Annotated in this window: 10 protein-coding genes; 6 read left to right on the forward strand and 4 right to left on the reverse strand. The window is 64.6% G+C overall.

Annotation, left to right across the window (positions count from 1 at the left end; genetic code table 11):
• The first annotated feature begins 66 nt into the window (after positions 1-66).
• On the forward strand, positions 67-4,248 hold the full coding sequence (gene rpoC / locus M2320_RS08130; RefSeq protein ID WP_264596841.1) for a DNA-directed RNA polymerase subunit beta': 4,182 nt from the start codon (positions 67-69) through the stop codon (positions 4,246-4,248).
• 224 nt (positions 4,249-4,472) lie between these two features.
• Entirely contained in the window at positions 4,473-6,578 is a 2,106-nt protein-coding gene (locus M2320_RS08135) for a Hint domain-containing protein (RefSeq protein WP_264596842.1), read from the forward strand.
• Here the strand turns inward: M2320_RS08135 and M2320_RS08140 are convergent.
• The 3 genes from M2320_RS08140 to M2320_RS08150 are packed head-to-tail and all read right to left on the reverse strand — an operon-like array spanning position 6,575 to position 9,047.
• Positions 6,575-7,360, reverse strand: coding sequence for a glycosyltransferase family 2 protein (locus M2320_RS08140; protein ID WP_264596843.1), 786 nt, complete (start codon positions 7,358-7,360; stop codon positions 6,575-6,577). The genes M2320_RS08135 and M2320_RS08140 overlap by 4 nt on opposite strands.
• 2 nt (positions 7,361-7,362) lie before the next feature.
• A complete protein-coding gene (locus M2320_RS08145) occupies positions 7,363-8,253 on the reverse strand; it encodes a hypothetical protein (protein WP_264596844.1) in 891 nt (296 codons plus the stop codon).
• Positions 8,253-9,047: a glycosyltransferase family 25 protein gene (locus tag M2320_RS08150; protein WP_264596845.1), complete on the reverse strand. Its 795-nt coding sequence runs from the start codon at positions 9,045-9,047 to the stop codon at positions 8,253-8,255. The genes M2320_RS08145 and M2320_RS08150 overlap by 1 nt, the downstream gene beginning before the upstream one ends.
• A gap of 266 nt (positions 9,048-9,313) precedes the next feature.
• On the opposite strand from M2320_RS08150, the gene M2320_RS08155 reads away from it, so the two are divergent.
• Entirely contained in the window at positions 9,314-10,045 is a 732-nt protein-coding gene (locus M2320_RS08155) for a glycosyltransferase family 25 protein (RefSeq protein ID WP_264596846.1), read from the forward strand.
• 7 nt (positions 10,046-10,052) lie between these two features.
• On the opposite strand, the gene M2320_RS08160 is transcribed toward M2320_RS08155, so the two are convergent.
• Positions 10,053-10,928, reverse strand: coding sequence for a lysophospholipid acyltransferase family protein (locus M2320_RS08160; RefSeq protein WP_264596847.1), 876 nt, complete (start codon positions 10,926-10,928; stop codon positions 10,053-10,055).
• Positions 10,929-11,219: 291 nt separating this feature from the next.
• Between M2320_RS08160 and M2320_RS08165 the strand changes: the two genes are divergently transcribed.
• The 3 genes from M2320_RS08165 (at position 11,220) to M2320_RS08175 (ending at position 17,394) form a co-directional block, all read left to right on the forward strand.
• Positions 11,220-12,725 (forward strand): efflux transporter outer membrane subunit, encoded by a 1,506-nt coding sequence (locus tag M2320_RS08165; protein WP_264596848.1) that lies wholly within the window; start codon positions 11,220-11,222, stop codon positions 12,723-12,725.
• A gap of 90 nt (positions 12,726-12,815) precedes the next feature.
• Positions 12,816-14,261: an efflux RND transporter periplasmic adaptor subunit gene (locus M2320_RS08170; RefSeq protein ID WP_264596849.1), complete on the forward strand. Its 1,446-nt coding sequence runs from the start codon at positions 12,816-12,818 to the stop codon at positions 14,259-14,261.
• Positions 14,262-14,268: 7 nt separating this feature from the next.
• A complete protein-coding gene (locus M2320_RS08175) occupies positions 14,269-17,394 on the forward strand; it encodes a multidrug efflux RND transporter permease subunit (protein ID WP_264596850.1) in 3,126 nt (1,041 codons plus the stop codon).
• The last annotated feature ends 17 nt before the right edge of the window (positions 17,395-17,411 follow it).

Here is a 17,411-nt window from a genome sequence, read left to right on the forward strand (position 1 = left end):
GCAGCCGTCACCGGCTGCGCCTGAAATTTTCAGCGAGCATCCCGCACGGGATCGCAGGAGCACAGCATGAACCAAGAGGTCATGAATCTCTTCAATCCGGTCGTCCAGCCGCAGGCTTTCGACCAGATTCAAATTTCCATCGCCAGCCCGGAAAAGATTCTGTCCTGGTCGTTCGGCGAAATCAAAAAGCCCGAGACGATCAACTACCGCACTTTTAAACCCGAGCGCGACGGCCTGTTCTGCGCCCGCATTTTCGGGCCGATCAAGGACTACGAGTGCTTGTGCGGCAAGTACAAGCGGATGAAATACAAGGGCGTCATCTGCGAAAAGTGCGGCGTCGAAGTCACGCTGTCGCGCGTCCGGCGCGACCGCATGGGCCATATTTCGCTCGCGGCGCCTGTCGCGCACATCTGGTTCCTGAAGTCGCTGCCGAGCCGTATCGGCCTGCTCCTCGACATGACGCTCAAGGACCTCGAGCGCATCCTGTATTTCGAGTCCTATATCGTCATCGACAACGGCCTGACCTCGCTTAAAAACCGTCAGCTGTTGAGCGAAGAGGAATATCTCGTCGCCCAGGACGAGTTCGGCCAGGATTCCTTCACCGCCATGATCGGCGCGGAAGCGATCCGCGAGATCCTGCGCAACATGGACCTCGAGCAGATCGCCGCGCAGTTGAAGGTGGAGATCGCCGAGGCGACCACCGAACTGAAGCCGAAGAAGCTGGCGAAGCGCCTAAAAATCATCGAGGCCTTCATCAACTCCGGCAACAAGCCCGAGTGGATGATCCTCACGGAAGTGCCGGTGATCCCGCCGGACCTGCGCCCGCTGGTCCCGCTGGACGGCGGCCGCTTCGCCACCTCCGACCTCAACGACCTCTACCGTCGCGTCATCAACCGCAACAACCGTCTGAAGCGGCTGATCGAACTGCGCGCGCCCGACATCATCATCCGCAACGAAAAGCGCATGCTGCAGGAAGCGGTGGACGCGCTGTTCGACAACGGTCGCCGCGGCCGCGTCATCACTGGCGCGAACAAGCGTCCGCTGAAGTCGCTCGCCGACATGCTCAAGGGCAAGCAGGGCCGCTTCCGCCAGAACCTGCTCGGCAAGCGCGTCGACTATTCCGGCCGCTCGGTCATCGTGGTGGGTCCGGAACTCAAGCTGCACCAATGCGGCCTGCCGAAAAAGATGGCGCTGGAGCTGTTCAAGCCGTTCATCTATTCGCGTCTCGACGCCAAGGGCCTGTCTGCCACCGTCAAGCAAGCCAAAAAGCTGGTTGAGAAGGAAAAGCCGGAGGTTTGGGACATCCTCGATGAGGTGATCCGCGAACACCCCGTGATGCTCAACCGCGCGCCGACGCTGCACCGTCTGGGCATCCAGGCGTTCGAGCCGACGCTGATCGAGGGCAAGGCGATCCAGCTGCATCCGCTGGTCTGTTCGGCGTTCAACGCCGACTTCGACGGCGACCAAATGGCGGTCCACGTGCCCCTGAGCCTTGAGGCGCAGCTGGAAGCCCGCGTGCTGATGATGTCGACCAACAACATCCTGCACCCGGCGAACGGCCAGCCGATCATCGTGCCCTCGCAAGACATCGTGCTCGGCCTCTATTACCTCACGCTGATGCGCGACGGCGAGCCGGGCCAGGGCATGGCCTTCGCCGAAATGTCCGAGATCGAGCATGCCTTGTTCTCGAAGAGCGTCACGCTGCACGCCAAGGTCAAGGGCCGCGGCTGGACCTATGACGAGAACGGCAATCGCGTTGCAAAAATTTTCGACACCACGCCGGGCCGCATGATCCTGGGCCAACTCCTGCCCAAGCATGTGAAAGTTCCCTTCGACGTCGCCAACAAGCTGATGACGAAAAAGGAGATTTCCGGAATGATCGACACCGTCTACCGCAATTGCGGTCAGAAGGAGACGGTCATTTTCTGCGACAAGATCATGGCGCTCGGCTTCCGCGAGGCCTGCAAAGCCGGCATTTCCTTCGGCAAGGACGACATGGTCGTGCCCGAGGCGAAGAAGCGCATCGTCGAGGAGACCCGCAACCTCGCCAAGGAATATGAGCAGCAATATCTCGACGGTCTGATCACCCAGGGCGAGAAATACAACAAGGTCGTCGACGCCTGGGGCAAATGCTCCGCGCAGCTCGCCGACGAGATGATGAACGGCATTTCCTCGGTCAAGAAGGACGACAACGGCCGCGACCGCCCGATCAACTCGATCTACATGATGGCGCATTCCGGCGCGCGCGGCTCGCGCGAGCAGATGCGCCAGCTGGCGGCGATGCGCGGCCTGATGGCCAAGCCCTCGGGCGAGATCATCGAGAGCCCGATCATCTCGAACTTTAAAGAAGGTCTGACCGTTCTCGAATACTTCAACTCCACCCACGGCGCCCGCAAGGGTCTGGCGGATACGGCGTTGAAGACGGCGAACTCGGGTTACCTCACCCGCCGTCTCGTCGACGTGGCGCAGGATTCGATCATCACCAAAGTGGACTGCGGCTCGACCCGCGGCATCCGCATGCGCGCGATCATCGACGCCGGCCAGGTGGTGGCCCCGCTCTCCATCCGTATTCTGGGACGCACCGCCGCCGAAGACCTCGTCGACCAGGAAGGCGAAGTCATCGTCAAGACCGGCGAGATGATCCAGGAATGGCACATCGAGCGCATCACCCAGGCCGGCATTCAGGAAGTCACCATCCGTTCGGTGCTGACCTGCGAAGCCACCAATGGCGTCTGCGCCAAGTGCTACGGCCGCGATCTCGCGCGCGGCACGCCGGTCAATATGGGCGAAGCGGTGGGCGTCATCGCGGCGCAGTCGATCGGTGAACCCGGCACCCAGCTCACCATGCGCACCTTCCACATCGGCGGCGCGGCGCAGATCGCCGACAGCTCGTTCATCGAATCGAGCTTCGACGGCGAAGTGCGCATCCGCAACCGCCATGTGGCGCGCAACTCCGAAGGCGACCTCATGGTCATGGCGCGCAATGTCGCCGTGGTCGTGGTCGGCGCCGACGGCGTGGAAAAGGCCACCCACCGCGTCCAGTACGGCTCGCGGCTCAAGGTCGACGAGGGCGACAAGGTCAAGCGCGGCCAGCGCATCGCCGAATGGGATGCCTACACCCGTCCGATCATGACCGAAGTCGATGGCGCCATCGGCTACGAGGATCTGCTGGAAGGCATGTCCATGTCGGAATCGGTCGACGAGGCCACCGGCATCGCCAAGCGCATGGTCATGGACTGGCGCATGAACACCCGTTCGTCCGGCCTCAAGCCGGCGCTGGTGATCAAGGGCAAGGACGGCAAGATCCTGAAGCTGGCGCGCGGCGGCGACGCCCGCTACCTGCTGCCGGTCGATTCGATCCTCAGCTTCGACCCGGGCTCCGAGGTCAAGGCCGGCGACATCATCGCCCGTATCGCGCTGGACTCGGCGAAAACCCGCGACATCACCGGCGGTCTGCCGCGCGTCGCGGAACTGTTCGAAGCCCGCCGTCCCAAGGATCACGCGATCATCGCGGAAATCTCGGGCACGGTGCAATTCGGCCGCGACTACAAGAACAAGCAGCGTCTCTCGATCATTCCGAGCGAGGACGGCGCCGATCCCGTCGAGTACCTGATCCCGAAGGGCAAGCACATCCATCTGCAGGACGGCGACATTGTCGAAAAGGGCGATTACATCGTCGACGGCAATCCCGCCCCGCACGACATTCTGGCGATCAAGGGCGTGGAGGAGCTCGCGGCTTACCTCGTCAACGAAATCCAGGAAGTCTATCGTCTGCAGGGCGTGAGCATCAACGACAAGCACATTGAAGTGATTGTCCGCCAGATGCTGCAGAAGGTCGACATCGTCGATCCCGGCGACACCGACTTTTTGGCCAACGAACAGGTCGACAAGCTGGAGATGGACGAGGCCAACGAAAAGGTTTTGAACGAGGGCGGCAAGCCGGCCACCGGCACGCCGGTTCTGCTCGGCATCACCAAGGCCTCGTTGCAGACCCGCTCGTTCATCTCGGCGGCCTCGTTCCAGGAAACCACCCGCGTGCTCACCGAAGCCGCCGTCAACGGCAAGGTGGACACGCTGGAAGGCCTGAAGGAAAACGTGATCGTCGGCCGCCTGATCCCGGCGGGCACGGGCGCGGCGATGGCGAAACTGCGCAATATCGCCACGACCCGCGACGACATGATCCTGCAGCAGAAGGCGGAAGATTCCGCCGGCGTGCAGCAGCCCCCGGCCCTGCCGGCGGCGGAGTGATCGAAAAGCACAAAGGCCGCGAAAGCGGCCTTTGTTTTGCGCAGTTTGACGACTGCGGCAGATACGGAGAGAGCCTAGACTCCCCTGAACGACGACGTTTCTTTTATATTCAATAAGTTAATATGAAGATCGCGCTGATTGACGTCGCGTCAAACTTCTGGTGATAATTATTAACAGTTTATTTCAAGCATTACCTTGCTTTTTCGAATTTCCTGAGGATTGCAATGACCTTCACATTGAGCGATGCCAATGTTTCCTTGGTGGGCGGCGCGGGCGACAAAGCTCCCTACATGGGATGGAAAGGCGGTAATGGCGCGAGCGTGTCCACCACACTCGACGGCGACCAACTCGACACTCTCCACACAATTGACGATAGCGGACTAATCCTGCTCCCTCAGCTGACGGGCGGCCTTGGCGGTCAAGGCGGCGACGGCCTTGACGGCTATGTAAAGCAGTGGAGTGGCCAACCCGGTGGCGCGGGTGGCGCGGGCGGTGCGGTCAACGCGACATTTTCTGACAATGAACTCGGCTCGTCCAGTGTGCCTGTCACCTACAATTTCCAATTCCATCTCGCGGAACTGGGCGGCGCAGGCGGGGCAGGTGGAAACGGCGGCGATGGCGTCCACTCCCTCAATACAACAAATATATTCTTTGGGGCAGGCTACGGCGCCGAGGGAGGCGCAGGCGGCAAAGCCACCGCCAACGTATCCAACCTTGTGGCGTTTTGCCAAGACACCGACGCCACTCTTCAAGCTGATGCGACGGGCGGTCAGGGCGGTATTGGCGGAGCCGGCGGTTTTGGCGCCGTGTATATCAACTATCCACATGATGCTTGGTTCGCTGGTGGACAAGGGGGAGGAGGCGGAGCGGGGGGCGATGCGAAGGTCTCCGTCGATTCGGCTTCGGTAGCCGCGCGTTCAATCGTCATCGCAGAGCACGCGCAGGGTGGCAGAGGCGGAAGGGGCGGCGGTGGCGGCTGGAAGGGAGATGGCTCTGTCAAGTCTCCAGATGGCGGCGGCGGCGGCGGGGGAAGCGCCAGCGTGTCTTTCAGCAACACGACCCTCAGCGCTACACATGTCGAAATCAAGTTGACCACTGATGCTGGCGGCGGCGGTACTGGCGTTCTCACGGGAGCGACGGGGTCAGAACGGATAGATTTTGAAAACGACGCTGTTCACCTTCTTGATACGTCGCCGAGCGCTCCTGACCTGCTCACCCTCCGGTTAAGCGCAACTGCGGGAGGCGGCGCAGTTCAATATAACCTTGTCGCGCTCAGCACCCGATCCAATGGCGCCGTCACAGGCAATCTGATTTTCCGCAACAATGCGTTCATCGGTTCGGGCGCTTCCACGCTCGATCTGCAGGTTGCCGGCGGAGGCGTCAATGTCGATCTGCTCAACGGTCAGCTCAGCATCGGCGGCTCGGACTGGAACAGCCTGAGCGGTTTCACTCGGGTCAATCTCGACAGCAACGATACCGTCGAAACCGTGGCCGGCGCGCAAATCTATCTTGGCGGCGCCTCGGATCGTATTGTAGTGACGGCCGGGCGCGTGGGCGGCACGATCTACAACGCCGCCGGCGCATCCTTCATCCTCAAGTTCGAGGGCTTTTCCGGCCTGACCCAACAGGCTCTGCAGCAGGATTCGCAGATTGTCGGCGGCGACACCGTGATCACCATCGACGGCCAGAGCCTTACGCTCGCAGGCTATACGGGTCCAATCGACGCGAGTAACACCGACATCACCTGTTTTCTCGAGGGAACCCGAATCGCCACGGCGCGGGGCGAAACCCCGGTCGAGGCGCTGCGCATCGGCGACCTGGCGTTGACCAGCGACGGCGAGGCGAAACCGATCCGCTGGATCGGACGCCGCACCATACACCGCCGCTTCGCCGATCCACTGCGGGCCTGCCCCATCCGCATCAAGGCGGGGGCGCTCGGTGATAAAATGCCTCGCCGCGACCTGCTGCTGTCGCCTGACCACGCGCTGTTCATCAGCGGCGCGCTGATTCATGCCGGCGCGCTGGTCAACGGCGCCAGCATCCTCCGCGAAACCCGCGTTCCCGAACGCTTCACCTATTTCCATGTCGAACTCGCCGACCACGACCTTGTCCTGGCTGAGGGCGCGGCGGCGGAAACGTTTGTCGACAACGTCGACCGCATGAGCTTTGACAATTGGGCCGAATACGAGGCCATCTGTCCACGGGGAAGCGATGCCGCGGAAATGCTCTGGCCGCGCGCGAAATCGGCCAGGCAAATTCCGCGCGCGATCCGCGCCTTGATCAGCGCCCGCGCCAAGACACTGGGGCTGGCGACAGCCGACGCCGCCTAGCCTTTCCGCCGCTCCCGCGCCATCTGGAAGTGCAGCGCCTCGGCCATGAAGGAATAGATCGCGCCGGTCATAGCGTGAATGAACCCCGGCGCGCCGCATAGAAAAACGCGCCGCAGAACAAAAATCCGGAAAAAATACATCGGCGGATTGAACACAAGTTTCAAAACGCTCGGCTTCTTCCCGGCGGCGATGCGCTGTTCCGCCTTGAGCCGCGCGTAAAGAATCTCTTTCGGCATTTGCGCGTCGAGCCGCAGCCCGCGCTCATGGCGCAGCAGCCCGCGCGTGACGTCGCGGATTTCGCCGGCGACGACCAGCCCCTCATGCACCAAAACGTCTTCGTCGAAACGCGCCCCCGCGCGGCGCACCAGCCGCAGGATCGGGTCGGGCCGCACCGACGGGGGCGGCGGCTCGGTTTCGCCATAAAGGGTCAACACGCGAGGCAGCCTCCAGCCACCGACTTCCGCCGGCGCCGCCAGCAATTCAGGCAGTTCAGCGCGCAAAAAATCATCGAGCCATTCGTCGGCGTCGATGCTGATCACCCAATCTTGCCGCGCCTGCTCCAGAGCAAACTGCTTTTGCTTCGCATAACCCGGCCAGTCCCGCCGGTGCAGCGCGATCGGAAAACCCCGGCTGCGAAAATCCTCGATGATCGCCAGCGTGCGGTCGGTCGAGCCGGAATCGACCACGACGATCTCGGCGCAGTCGGAAAGGCTTTGCAGGCAGGCGCCGATGCAGGCCTCCTCGTCCCGGCAGATCACGGTAGCGGAGAGCGGCAGCGGCACGATCAGCCCCGCGCGCGGCGCAGCGGCGTGAGCTGCGGGCGCCGCGTCAATTGCCGGCGCAGGATGGTCAAAATATTGCCCAGCGGCGGCTCCTGCATGGCGAGATGCCGCCGCACCCGCGCATAGCCCCAGGTCATGCGCAGGGCGAGCGCCCCGCGTCCCTCGACGCGCCGTCCGCGATCGTCGATGCCGGCGTAGAACAAGGGACGGTGGCGCCCCGTCACCCCGAATTTCGCGCGCAAAACCGCCTCTTCGTCCTCGGCGATCAGCCCCTGTTTCGCCATCTGCCCGCGCAGCACGCGCCCGACCGGGCGGGTGTGGCGGATCGGAATGCTGTCGAGGATGGCGGCCCGCCGGTGCGGATCGTCGGACAGCCGGCACCACACATAATCGAGGCCGAACCCGCTCTGGGTATGGGCGAAATCGGGCAGGATTTTTTCCAGCACGTCGCGGCGCAGGCAAGGCGCCATGATCTCGACGAAATTCACATAGCGCAGGGTGAAGCCCGGGCAGGCCAGCACGGAGAAATGGGAAAAATAGCTGTCCCAGCTGAGCGCGGGCTGGGCGACATCGAGGTCGTAGCGGCGCATGGCGGCGAAAATCGCCTCAATGTCCGCCGCGCGCATGTCGAGGTCGTCGTCGGGCAGCAGGACGTAATCATAGCCGTCGAGCGCGCCCTCGCGCGCCAGCACGTCGTACAGGCCGTCCCATTTGCCGCCCTTTTTCAGCGCAACCGGCACATCCGGGCCATGGTCGAAAGCCGCTTCGGGATCATAGACGCTGACGATCAGATCGAAACTGCGCCGCTCCGCGCCCTCGAGCCAGCGCGGGTGCAAGGAATTCCGCCCCGCGCGCACCACGACGAGGTTCGTCCGTTCCGTATCAGGCCGCATCAACCGTGGCTCGTCATCTGCTCTTGAAGCCGGCGGATGGCGCGGCGGCTGTCGGCGCGCGCATGGAACAGCTGCATGTTATAATCGAGCTGGTAGCGGATATTGGCCATGAAGCGGCGCATGCCGCCGCAATTGGCCTGGGAGGCCGCCTCGATGCGCGAGGCGCTGATATGGCTGCACAGGCCCAGCTCCCCGATGCGCAGCGGCGGCGGATCGACCACCAGCACGGGAAGACCGAACTCCCACCAGTGCTTGATGTCCATGTCGAGCGGCCGGCTGAACGGCAGCGCATTGACCAGCAGCATTTCGGCGGCGGTGCGGTCGAGCGCATAGCCGAGGGTCAGGCCCGGCACGCGATTGGGCGCGACCAGACGGCGTTCGCCATTGAGATGCGCAATGGTCGCGCCCAGCACCGGCTTGCGCGAGAACAGCTTGACCAGCGCGCCGGTCGGCGGCGCGGAGCCGAGGTCCTCGACCACCCTGACCAGGGCGCCATCGGCGTCGAAATCGTCCTCGAGAATGACGGCGCCTTCGAGATTGTCCTCGACGATGCGTCGCCACAGCTCGTAATGGCTCAGGTAGCAGCCGATTTCCGGCCGCGACAACGGCCGCTTGTACTTACGGGCGTTCAGATCGGCGTCATAGACGCTGGCGACGTCGGAATCGCGCAGCTTCGCCCCCTCGACGGCGTCGAAGAAGGTGAAGGGCAGCCCGATCGCCTCGAGCGCCCGCTTGCTCGCTGCGCGCCGTTGCGTGGCGCGCTTCAGCGAAATCACGAAAACAGGCCAAGCCAAACCGTTGCTCCAAACAGATTTCGCCTTGAGAACCAAGCCCAAAATCGCAACACACGCGGCGTTCCCATCGGCCGATGAGCAGTCATATACCAAATCGGCCACAAGCGCTACCGCCAAGTCGTTCGATTCGCCTTGGAACTCTTAAGCTTGACTTGACTATACGTGAGGAGTGGTGACGGAGTGGTAAACTATCGGACGATTTGGGCGGCGACGTGACAACAACACAACCCACGGCTAGAAATGAAAAATTAACGCGGGGCGTTCTGGTGTCCGACTGCAAGGCCTTCATTCTCCATCTGGAACGGGCGCGCCAGCGGCGATCGCAGGCGGAGGCGATCGCCGCCGCGACGCCCATGCCGACCGAGATTCTGGCGGCCGTCGACGGCGCGGCGCTCAGCGACGCCGAGGTCGCGAAAGTCTACACGCGCCAGCTGCATGCGCCGCGCTTCTATCTCGGCCTCAACCGCGCCGAGATCGGCGCCTTCCTGTCGCATCGCGCCGCCTGGCGGCGCATTGTCGAGGACGGGCTGGATTTCGGTCTGGTGTTCGAGGACGACGCCCATATCGACGCCGCCGCCTTCGCCCGCACCTGCGCCTTCGCCAAGGCCTCGCGCAGCCAGTGGGACTATGCTTTGGCGCCGGCGATGAACCGCCGCCCGGGCGCGGGCCAGCGGGTGACGCTGAACCATCCGAGCGCGCCGCCGCTGCGCGCCTTGGCGCAATTCGTCTCCAACGCCGCCGCGCGCCGCCTGCTCGCCGTCACCGAGCGGTTCGACCGGCCGGTCGACACGTTCCTGCAGATGAGTTGGGTGACCGGCCTGGAATTACTGACCTTCACGCCGTCCGGCGTCTTCGAGATCTCCGAATCCCTGGGCGGTTCGACGATCCAGCATCCGAGCAAATCGGCGCAGGAAAAGCTCTGGCGCGAACTGTCGCGCCCGATCTACCGCGCCCAGGTGCGGCTCTACCACGCCTTCGCGGCGCGCCCGCACCCCTGACGACGCGTCATTTCCAGCGGTCGTGGGTCCACATCCATTGTTCCGGATGCTGGCGGATGGTGCGCTCCAGCTCCGCCTGTATCGCCGCGGTGGCGGCGAAAATATCGGCGTTGCGGTCCTCTGTGCGCGGCACGTCGATCACCAGCGCGCGCATGCGGAATTTCACACCCGGCAAGCGCTCCCCGGTGATCAGCACCAGCGGAATGCCGCATTGGCGCGCGACCATGGCCGGGAACGGCGTGGTCTGGGCGGGACGGCCGAAAAACGGGGTTTGCAGCCCCATATGGACCTGCTGGTCGACCAGGAAGGCGATGCTGCCGCCCTGTCGCGCATAGCGGATCATGGCGACCGGGGTTTCGGGGTCGCGCTTGGCCATGAGGCCGCCGGGATAATATTTCAGCCGGGTCGCCAGCACATTGGCGTTGACCCGCGCATTGGACATGGGGTGGTAGACCCCGAGCGGCTTGAAGCCGAACTCGACCAGCACGGAGCTGCCGCCTTCCCAATTGGCCTGGTGCGCGCCGCAGAACACCGCGCCCTTGCCGGCGCTGGCGATGGCGCGCAAAACCTCGGGATTTTCCACCTCGACCCGCCCCTTGGCGATCTCCTCGAGATGGAAGAACTCGCCGAGCACGAAGCCGAGATTGCGCCAGACCGCGCCGGCGAGCTTTTCCGCGCCGGCCTCGTCGAGCTCCGGCATGGCCGACTTCAGGTTGCGCAGCAGACGGGGGTGGCGCTTCTTCGATTTCGGCCCGAACCAGCCGACCAGCCAGCCGCCGAGCCTGGACGAGACCTCGACCGGCAGCGCCGACAGAAGGAAGCCCATGACGCGAAAGCCGGCATATTCCAGCAGGTGGCGAATCTGACGCGCTCGCGTGGCCATTTCACCACATTGCTCCTGAATTTTCCGCGGGGGGCGCGGACGCCGCCCGCAACACGCGTGGCGCCTCTAGCGCATCGGCCGCGCGCCCGTCAAGCCGAGCGCGGGAAAGGCTTGGTTTGCGCAAAGGCTCATCCCCCTTCGTTAATTTTCCGTTCATGTGCCGCCCCGGATAAGCCAAACTGTGGTTGCAAGTTTTCCCTACTGCGGCGATAGGGAATCAAGATCCGGCGACTCGCTTTTCGCGCCGCGCCGGGCTAACACGTTGCCGCCAGACGGACGGAAGGAATGACCATGGCCGCGCGGCCCTCGCACAGGAGAGTTCGAGCCAAGCGAGCGATCGCCCGATTCGCGACGCTGGGCGCCGTCCTGACCCTGACGGCCTGTACGGTCGGCCCCGATTACCAGCGCCCGGAAGCGCCGGTTTCAACCACGTTCAAGGAAGCCAAGGGCTGGAAGCCGGCCCATCCCAGCGATTCCCTGCAAAAGGGCCGCTGGTGGGTGATCTTCCACGATTCCGAACTCGACCGGCTCGCCTCCCAGGTCGACGTCACCAACCAGAATGTCGCCGCCGCGCTCGCCGCCTACGAACAGTCCAAGGCCATCGTGCGCGAGACGCAATCCGGCCTGTTGCCGACGGTCGGGGCCAATTGGAACGGCACGCGCAGCGGCACCGGCGGCGCGCTCAGCGCCACCCGCCGCGCCGTCGCCACGGGGATTTCCTACCCGCAGGGCAATATCAGCTGGACGCTGGACATCTGGGGCAAGGTGCGCCGCCAGGTCGAATCCAACGAAGCCCTCGCCCAGTCCGACCTCGCCACGCTGGAGAACGCCAAGCTTTCGGCCCAGGCCCAGCTCGCCCTAGCCTATTTCAACCTGCGCAGCCAGGACATGCTGCGGGCGCTGCTCAAGCGCACCATCACCGCCTATGAGGAAACCCTGCGCATCACCCGCAATCAGTACAACAGCGGCACGGTGTCCCAGGCCGACCTGATCACGGCGGAAATCCAGGTGTTGAACACGCAGGCGCAATATGAATCCGCCGCCGTCAGCCGCGCGCAATACGAGCACGCCATCGCCGCCCTGATCGGCCGCCCGCCCGCCGACCTGACCATCAAGGTCGGCAGCCTCGCGCATCTGCCGCCGCCGGTGCCGGCGCGCCTGCCCTCGACCCTGCTGGAGCGCCGCCCCGACGTCGCCGCGGCCGAACGGACCATGCAGGCGCAGAACGCGCTGATCGGCGTGGCGGTCGCGGCCTATTACCCGCAAATCACCTTCAACGCCGCCGGCGGATTCGAGGGCGCCAACGCTTTTCCGCTCACCGCCGCGCATCTGATCTGGTCGGTCGGCGGCGAGGGCGCGAGCACGCTGTTCGACGGCGGCCTGCGCGCCGCCCAGACCGACGCGGCGCAAGCCTCCTACCGGGCGGCGGTGGCCAATTACCGGCAGACCGTGCTCACCGCCTTCCAGGAGGTCGAGGACCAGCTGGTCGCCCTGCGCCTCTACGCCAAGGAACTCAAAATCCGGGAACAGGCGCGCGACCGGGCGGCGGAAGCGGTCAAGGTCTATCTCAACCAATATCGCGCGGGCACGGTCGCCTTCACCACCGTCGTGGTGGCGCAGGCGACCCTGCTCGCCGACGAGGAGGCGGTGCTCACCGCGCAGCAGGCGCTGTTCACCGCCACCGTCAACCTCATTCAATATCTCGGCGGCGGCTTCGACGCCTCCGAGCTGCTCGCCGAACAGCCGCCGCCGCTTTCGGAAGCGGTGGCGCGGTCTCTGCCGATTCCGCCGCAATAGGGCTTGATCCCGGGGCCAGCCGCCTCCAAGTGCTGGAGACGACGCAATCCGGAGCTAAGCCGCCCCGCCGGGGCGTGAAATGGACGTGGAATGACGACCGAAGATCTCGAACATTTCGCCTCGGAGCGGAAGGCGCCCGCGGCCCGCGTCTCCGCGCCGCCCGTCGCGCCGGCGCGCACGGGCGGACGGCTGCGCACGATTCTGGTCTGGATCGCGGTTCTGGCGGCGCTCGGGCTCGCCGCCCGCTTCATCTGGACCCGCAACATCGAGACCGCCACCCCGGTGGCGCAATTGAAGAAATCCGACCGCGGCGGCGCACAGCCCGTAGGCGTCGCCACCGTCGGGCGGCGCGACGTCCATGTCATCCTCAACGCGCTGGGGACCGTCACCCCGCTCGCCACGGTCACCGTGGTCAGCCAGATTTCCGGCGTGCTCCAGGAAGTCGGTTTTGTTGAGGGCCAGAAGGTCAAGAAGGGCGACTTCCTCGCCCAGATCGACGACCGGCCCTATCGCGCGCAAAAGGCCCAATACGAGGGCCAGCTCGCCCGCGACCAGGGGTTTCTGGCGCAAGCCAAGGCCGACGAGGAGCGCTACCAGCGCCTGCTCAAGCAGAACTCGATCGCCAGCCAGACCGCGGAAAACCAGAAATTCGTCGTCAAGCAATATGAGGGCACGGTCGCCGCCGATCAGGCGCAGGTCGACGCCCAGGCGCTGAACATCGCCTATGCCCGCATCACCTCGCCGGTCGACGGCCGCGTCGGCCTGCGCCTGGTCGATCCCGGCAATTACGTCACCGCCGGAACCGCCTCGACCTCGTCGAACGCCGGCATTGTCGTGGTCACGCAATTGCAGCCGATCTCGGTGGTCTATTCGATCCCCGAGGATTCCCTGCGCCGCGTCGCGCCGCAGCTCCTGGAGGGCAAGACGCTCGAAACCGACGTCTACGACCGCACCAACACAAAATTCTTGGCAAAGGGCGAGACCCGCGCCCTCGACAACCAGGTCGATTCCACCACCGGCATGGTCAAGCTGCGCGCCTATTTCGACAACAAGGACGACGCGCTGTTTCCAAATCAGTTCGTCAATGTGCGGCTGCTCGCCAGCACCATTCCCCAGGCGTTGACGGCGCCAGTTTCCGGCATCCAGCACGGCGCGCCCGGCGATTACGCCTGGGTGGTCGCGCCCGAAGGGACCGTTTCCGTCAAAACCGTCAAGCTCGGCCAGACCGACGGCGACATCGTGCAGATCCTGTCGGGTCTGAACGAGGGCGACCGCATTGTCGTCGATGGTTCCGACCGCCTGCGCGAGGGCGGCGAGGCGCGGGTGGTGATGATCGACGGGGTTTCCACTCCGGTGGAGGGCGGCTCGGCCAAACCCCAAAGCGACGCCAAGGCGCAAAGCGAGGCCAAACCTCAAAGCGAAGCCAAGCCCCAAGGCGAAGCCGCGCCCGAGGCCAAACCCTCCGACGCCAGCGCCTCCCGCGAGGAGCGCCGAAAAAAACGCAAGGACGGCGCCGCGCCGCCGACCACGAACTGAGCCGGCGATGAACGTCTCCGCCCCCTTCATCCGGCGGCCGGTGGCGACCACGCTGCTGATGATCGCCATCATCCTGGCGGGCCTCTCGGCGTTCCGCTTCCTGCCGCTCGCCACCCTGCCCTCGGTCGATTACCCGACCATCCAGGTCCAGACCTTTTACCCCGGCGCCAGCCCGGAGGTGATGACCTCTGCGGTGACCGCGCCGCTGGAGCGCCAGCTCGGCCAGATGCCGGGCCTGGCGGAAATGACTTCGGCGAGTTCGGCCGGCGCTTCGATCATCACCCTGCAATTCGGCCTGTCGCTGTCGCTGGATGTCGCCGAGCAGGAGGTGCAGGCCGCCATCAACGCCGCCAACAGCCTGCTGCCCTCCGACCTGCCGGCGCCGCCGATCTATGCGAAGGTCAACCCGGCCGACGCCCCGATCATGACGCTGGCGGTGACCTCCAAAACCCTGCCGCTGACGCAATTGCGCGACATCAGCGAGACGCGGCTGGCGCAAAAAATCTCGCAGCAGCCCGGCGTCGGCCTGGTCAGCATCGCCGGCGGCCAGCGCCCCGCCGTGCGCATCAAACTCAATCCGGCGGCGCTGGCGGCTTATGGGCTGGCGGTGGACGACATCCGCACCACGCTCGCCAACGCCAATGTCAACATTCCCAAGGGCAGTTTCGACGGGCCGGCGCAAAGCTCGACCATCGCCGCCAACGACCAGATCGCCAATGCCGCGCAATATGCGGAGGTGGTGGTCGCCTATCGCAATGGCGCGCCGGTGCGGGTCAAGGACATCGCCACCGTCGTCGACGGCCCGGAAAACACCCGGCTCGCCGCCTGGTCCGACCGCACGCCGGCGATCCTGCTCAACATCCAGCGCCAGCCCGGCGCCAATGTCATCGCCACCGTGGACAGCGTGCGAACCCTGCTGCCCCGGCTTTTGGCCGACCTGCCGGCGGGCATGGATGTGGCGGTGATCACCGACCGCACCACCACGATCCGCGCCTCGGTGGCCGATGTGGAATTCGAGCTGATCCTGTCGGTGGTGCTGGTGGTCGCGGTGATCTTCCTGTTCCTGCGCACCCTGCCGGCCACGCTGATCCCGTCGCTGTCCGTGCCGTTGTCGCTGATCGGCACCTTTGGCGTGATGTATCTGCTGGGCTTCAGCCTCGACAATCTGTCGCTGATGGCGCTGACCATTTCGACCGGTTTCGTCGTCGACGACGCCATCGTCATGATCGAGAACATCGCCCGCTATGTCGAGCGCGGCGACAGCCCGATGCAGGCGGCGCTCAGAGGCTCCGAGCAGATCGGTTTCACGATCATCTCGCTCACGGTGTCGCTGATCGCGGTGCTGATTCCGCTGCTGTTCATGCAGGAGGTGGTCGGCCGGCTGTTCCACGAATTCGCGCTGACGCTCGCCATCACCATCATCATTTCGGCGATCGTCTCGCTGACGCTGGTGCCGATGCTGTGCGCGCGGCTGATCCGGCGCAAGCCGGCGGCCGAGCGCGGCTGGTTCGACCTGCGCGCCGAGCGGGTCATCGACGGCATGATTTCCGGCTACGGACGCCTGCTCGACGTGGTGCTGCGGCATCAATTCGCCACGCTGATGGTGGCGATCGCCACGCTCGGCGTCACCGTCGCGCTCTATATTGCGATCCCCAAAGGCTTTTTCCCGCAGCAGGACACCGGCGTGATCCAGGCCATGTCGGAGGGACCGCAAGACGTCTCCTTCCCCGAAATGGTGCGGCTGCAAAGCCAGCTCGCCGAAATCATCCTGAAAGACCCGGACGTTTCCTCGCTGTCCTCCTTCGTCGGCATAGACGGCGGCAATCTCACGCTGAACTCGGGCCGTTTCCTCATCAATCTGAAGCCGCAGGCCCAGCGCAAGGACAATATTTCCGAGATCATCCGCCACCTGACCAAGGCCGCGGCGGAAATCCCCGACGCGAAACTCTACATGCAGCCGGCGCAGGATTTGACGATCGACGCCTCGGTCACCCGCGCCCAATATAAATTCGTGCTGGAAAACGCCAATTCGAAACTGTTCAAGGAATGGGCGCCCAAACTGACGGAGCGGCTGCGGCAGTCGCCGGAACTCGCCGATGTCGCCAATGACATGCAGCAGGGCGGCGCGGCGCTCGATCTGGTCGTCGACCGCGACGCCGCCGCGCGCTTCGGCGTGACCATGGCGAGCATCGACAATGTGCTCTACGACCTGTTCGGCCAGCGCATCGTTTCGACGGTTTACAGCCAGTCCAACCAGTACCGGGTGATCCTGGAGGGCGACGATTCCGTGCGCACCTCGCTCAAGGGGCTCGACTCCATTTATCTGCCGTCCAACGCCTCGGCGAACAACCGGCAGACGCCGCTGTCGGCCCTGGTGACAATGAAGCCGCGCAACGGGCCGCTGGTCGTCACCCATCTCGCGCAATTTCCCGCCACCACCATTTCCTTCAACCTCGCCAAGGGCGTTTCGCTCGGCGAAGCCGTGGCGGCGGTGGACCGCGCGGCCAAGGAGATCGGCCTGCCCGACTCCTTCCTGCTGGCCTGGCAGGGCGCGGCGGCGGCGTTCAAGTCGAACCTCACCAACCAGCTGCTGCTGATCGCAGCGGCCATCGCCACCATGTATATTGTGCTGGGCGTGCTCTACGAGAGTTTTGTTCACCCGGTGACCATCCTCTCGACCCTGCCCTCGGCGAGCGTCGGCGCGCTGGCGACGCTGATGCTGTTTGGCTACGACCTCGACATTATCGCGGTGATCGGCATCATCCTGCTGATCGGCATCGTCAAGAAGAACGCGATCATGATGATCGACTTCGCCCTCGAAGCCGAGCGCGACGAGGGCCTGCCGCCGGTGGAGGCGATCCGCCAGGCCTGCCTGCTGCGTTTCCGCCCGATCCTGATGACCACGCTCGCCGCGATCCTGGGGGCGCTGCCGCTGATGCTGGGCAGCGGCGTCGGCCACGAGCTGCGCCAACCCCTGGGCTTCGCCATTGTCGGCGGCCTGGTGGTGAGCCAGATCCTGACCCTGTTCACCACGCCGGTGATCTATCTCTATTTCGACCGCCTCGCCCAACGCCTCGGCGGCGGCCCGCGCCACCAGCCGACAGACAACGCCCTCCCGGAGCCGCTGGCATGAGCCCCGCTCTCTCGGCC

Origin of the sequence: Rhodoblastus acidophilus, from assembly GCF_025961575.1 — a bacterium.
In the GTDB taxonomy this organism is placed as follows: Bacteria; Pseudomonadota; Alphaproteobacteria; order Rhizobiales; family Beijerinckiaceae; genus Rhodoblastus; species Rhodoblastus acidophilus_C.

Excerpts from the sequence above, each read along its gene's own strand:
- M2320_RS08165 (WP_264596848.1), top strand. The coding sequence starts at position 11,220 with ATGGCCGCGCGGCCCTCGCACAGGAGAGTTCGAGCCAAGCGAGCGATC.
- M2320_RS08170 (WP_264596849.1), top strand. The coding sequence starts at position 12,816 with ATGACGACCGAAGATCTCGAACATTTCGCCTCGGAGCGGAAGGCGCCC.
- M2320_RS08175 (WP_264596850.1), top strand. The coding sequence starts at position 14,269 with ATGAACGTCTCCGCCCCCTTCATCCGGCGGCCGGTGGCGACCACGCTG.
- M2320_RS08160 (WP_264596847.1), bottom strand. The coding sequence starts at position 10,928 with ATGGCCACGCGAGCGCGTCAGATTCGCCACCTGCTGGAATATGCCGGC.
- M2320_RS08135 (WP_264596842.1), top strand. The coding sequence starts at position 4,473 with ATGACCTTCACATTGAGCGATGCCAATGTTTCCTTGGTGGGCGGCGCG.
- rpoC (WP_264596841.1), top strand. The coding sequence starts at position 67 with ATGAACCAAGAGGTCATGAATCTCTTCAATCCGGTCGTCCAGCCGCAG.
- M2320_RS08145 (WP_264596844.1), bottom strand. The coding sequence starts at position 8,253 with ATGCGGCCTGATACGGAACGGACGAACCTCGTCGTGGTGCGCGCGGGG.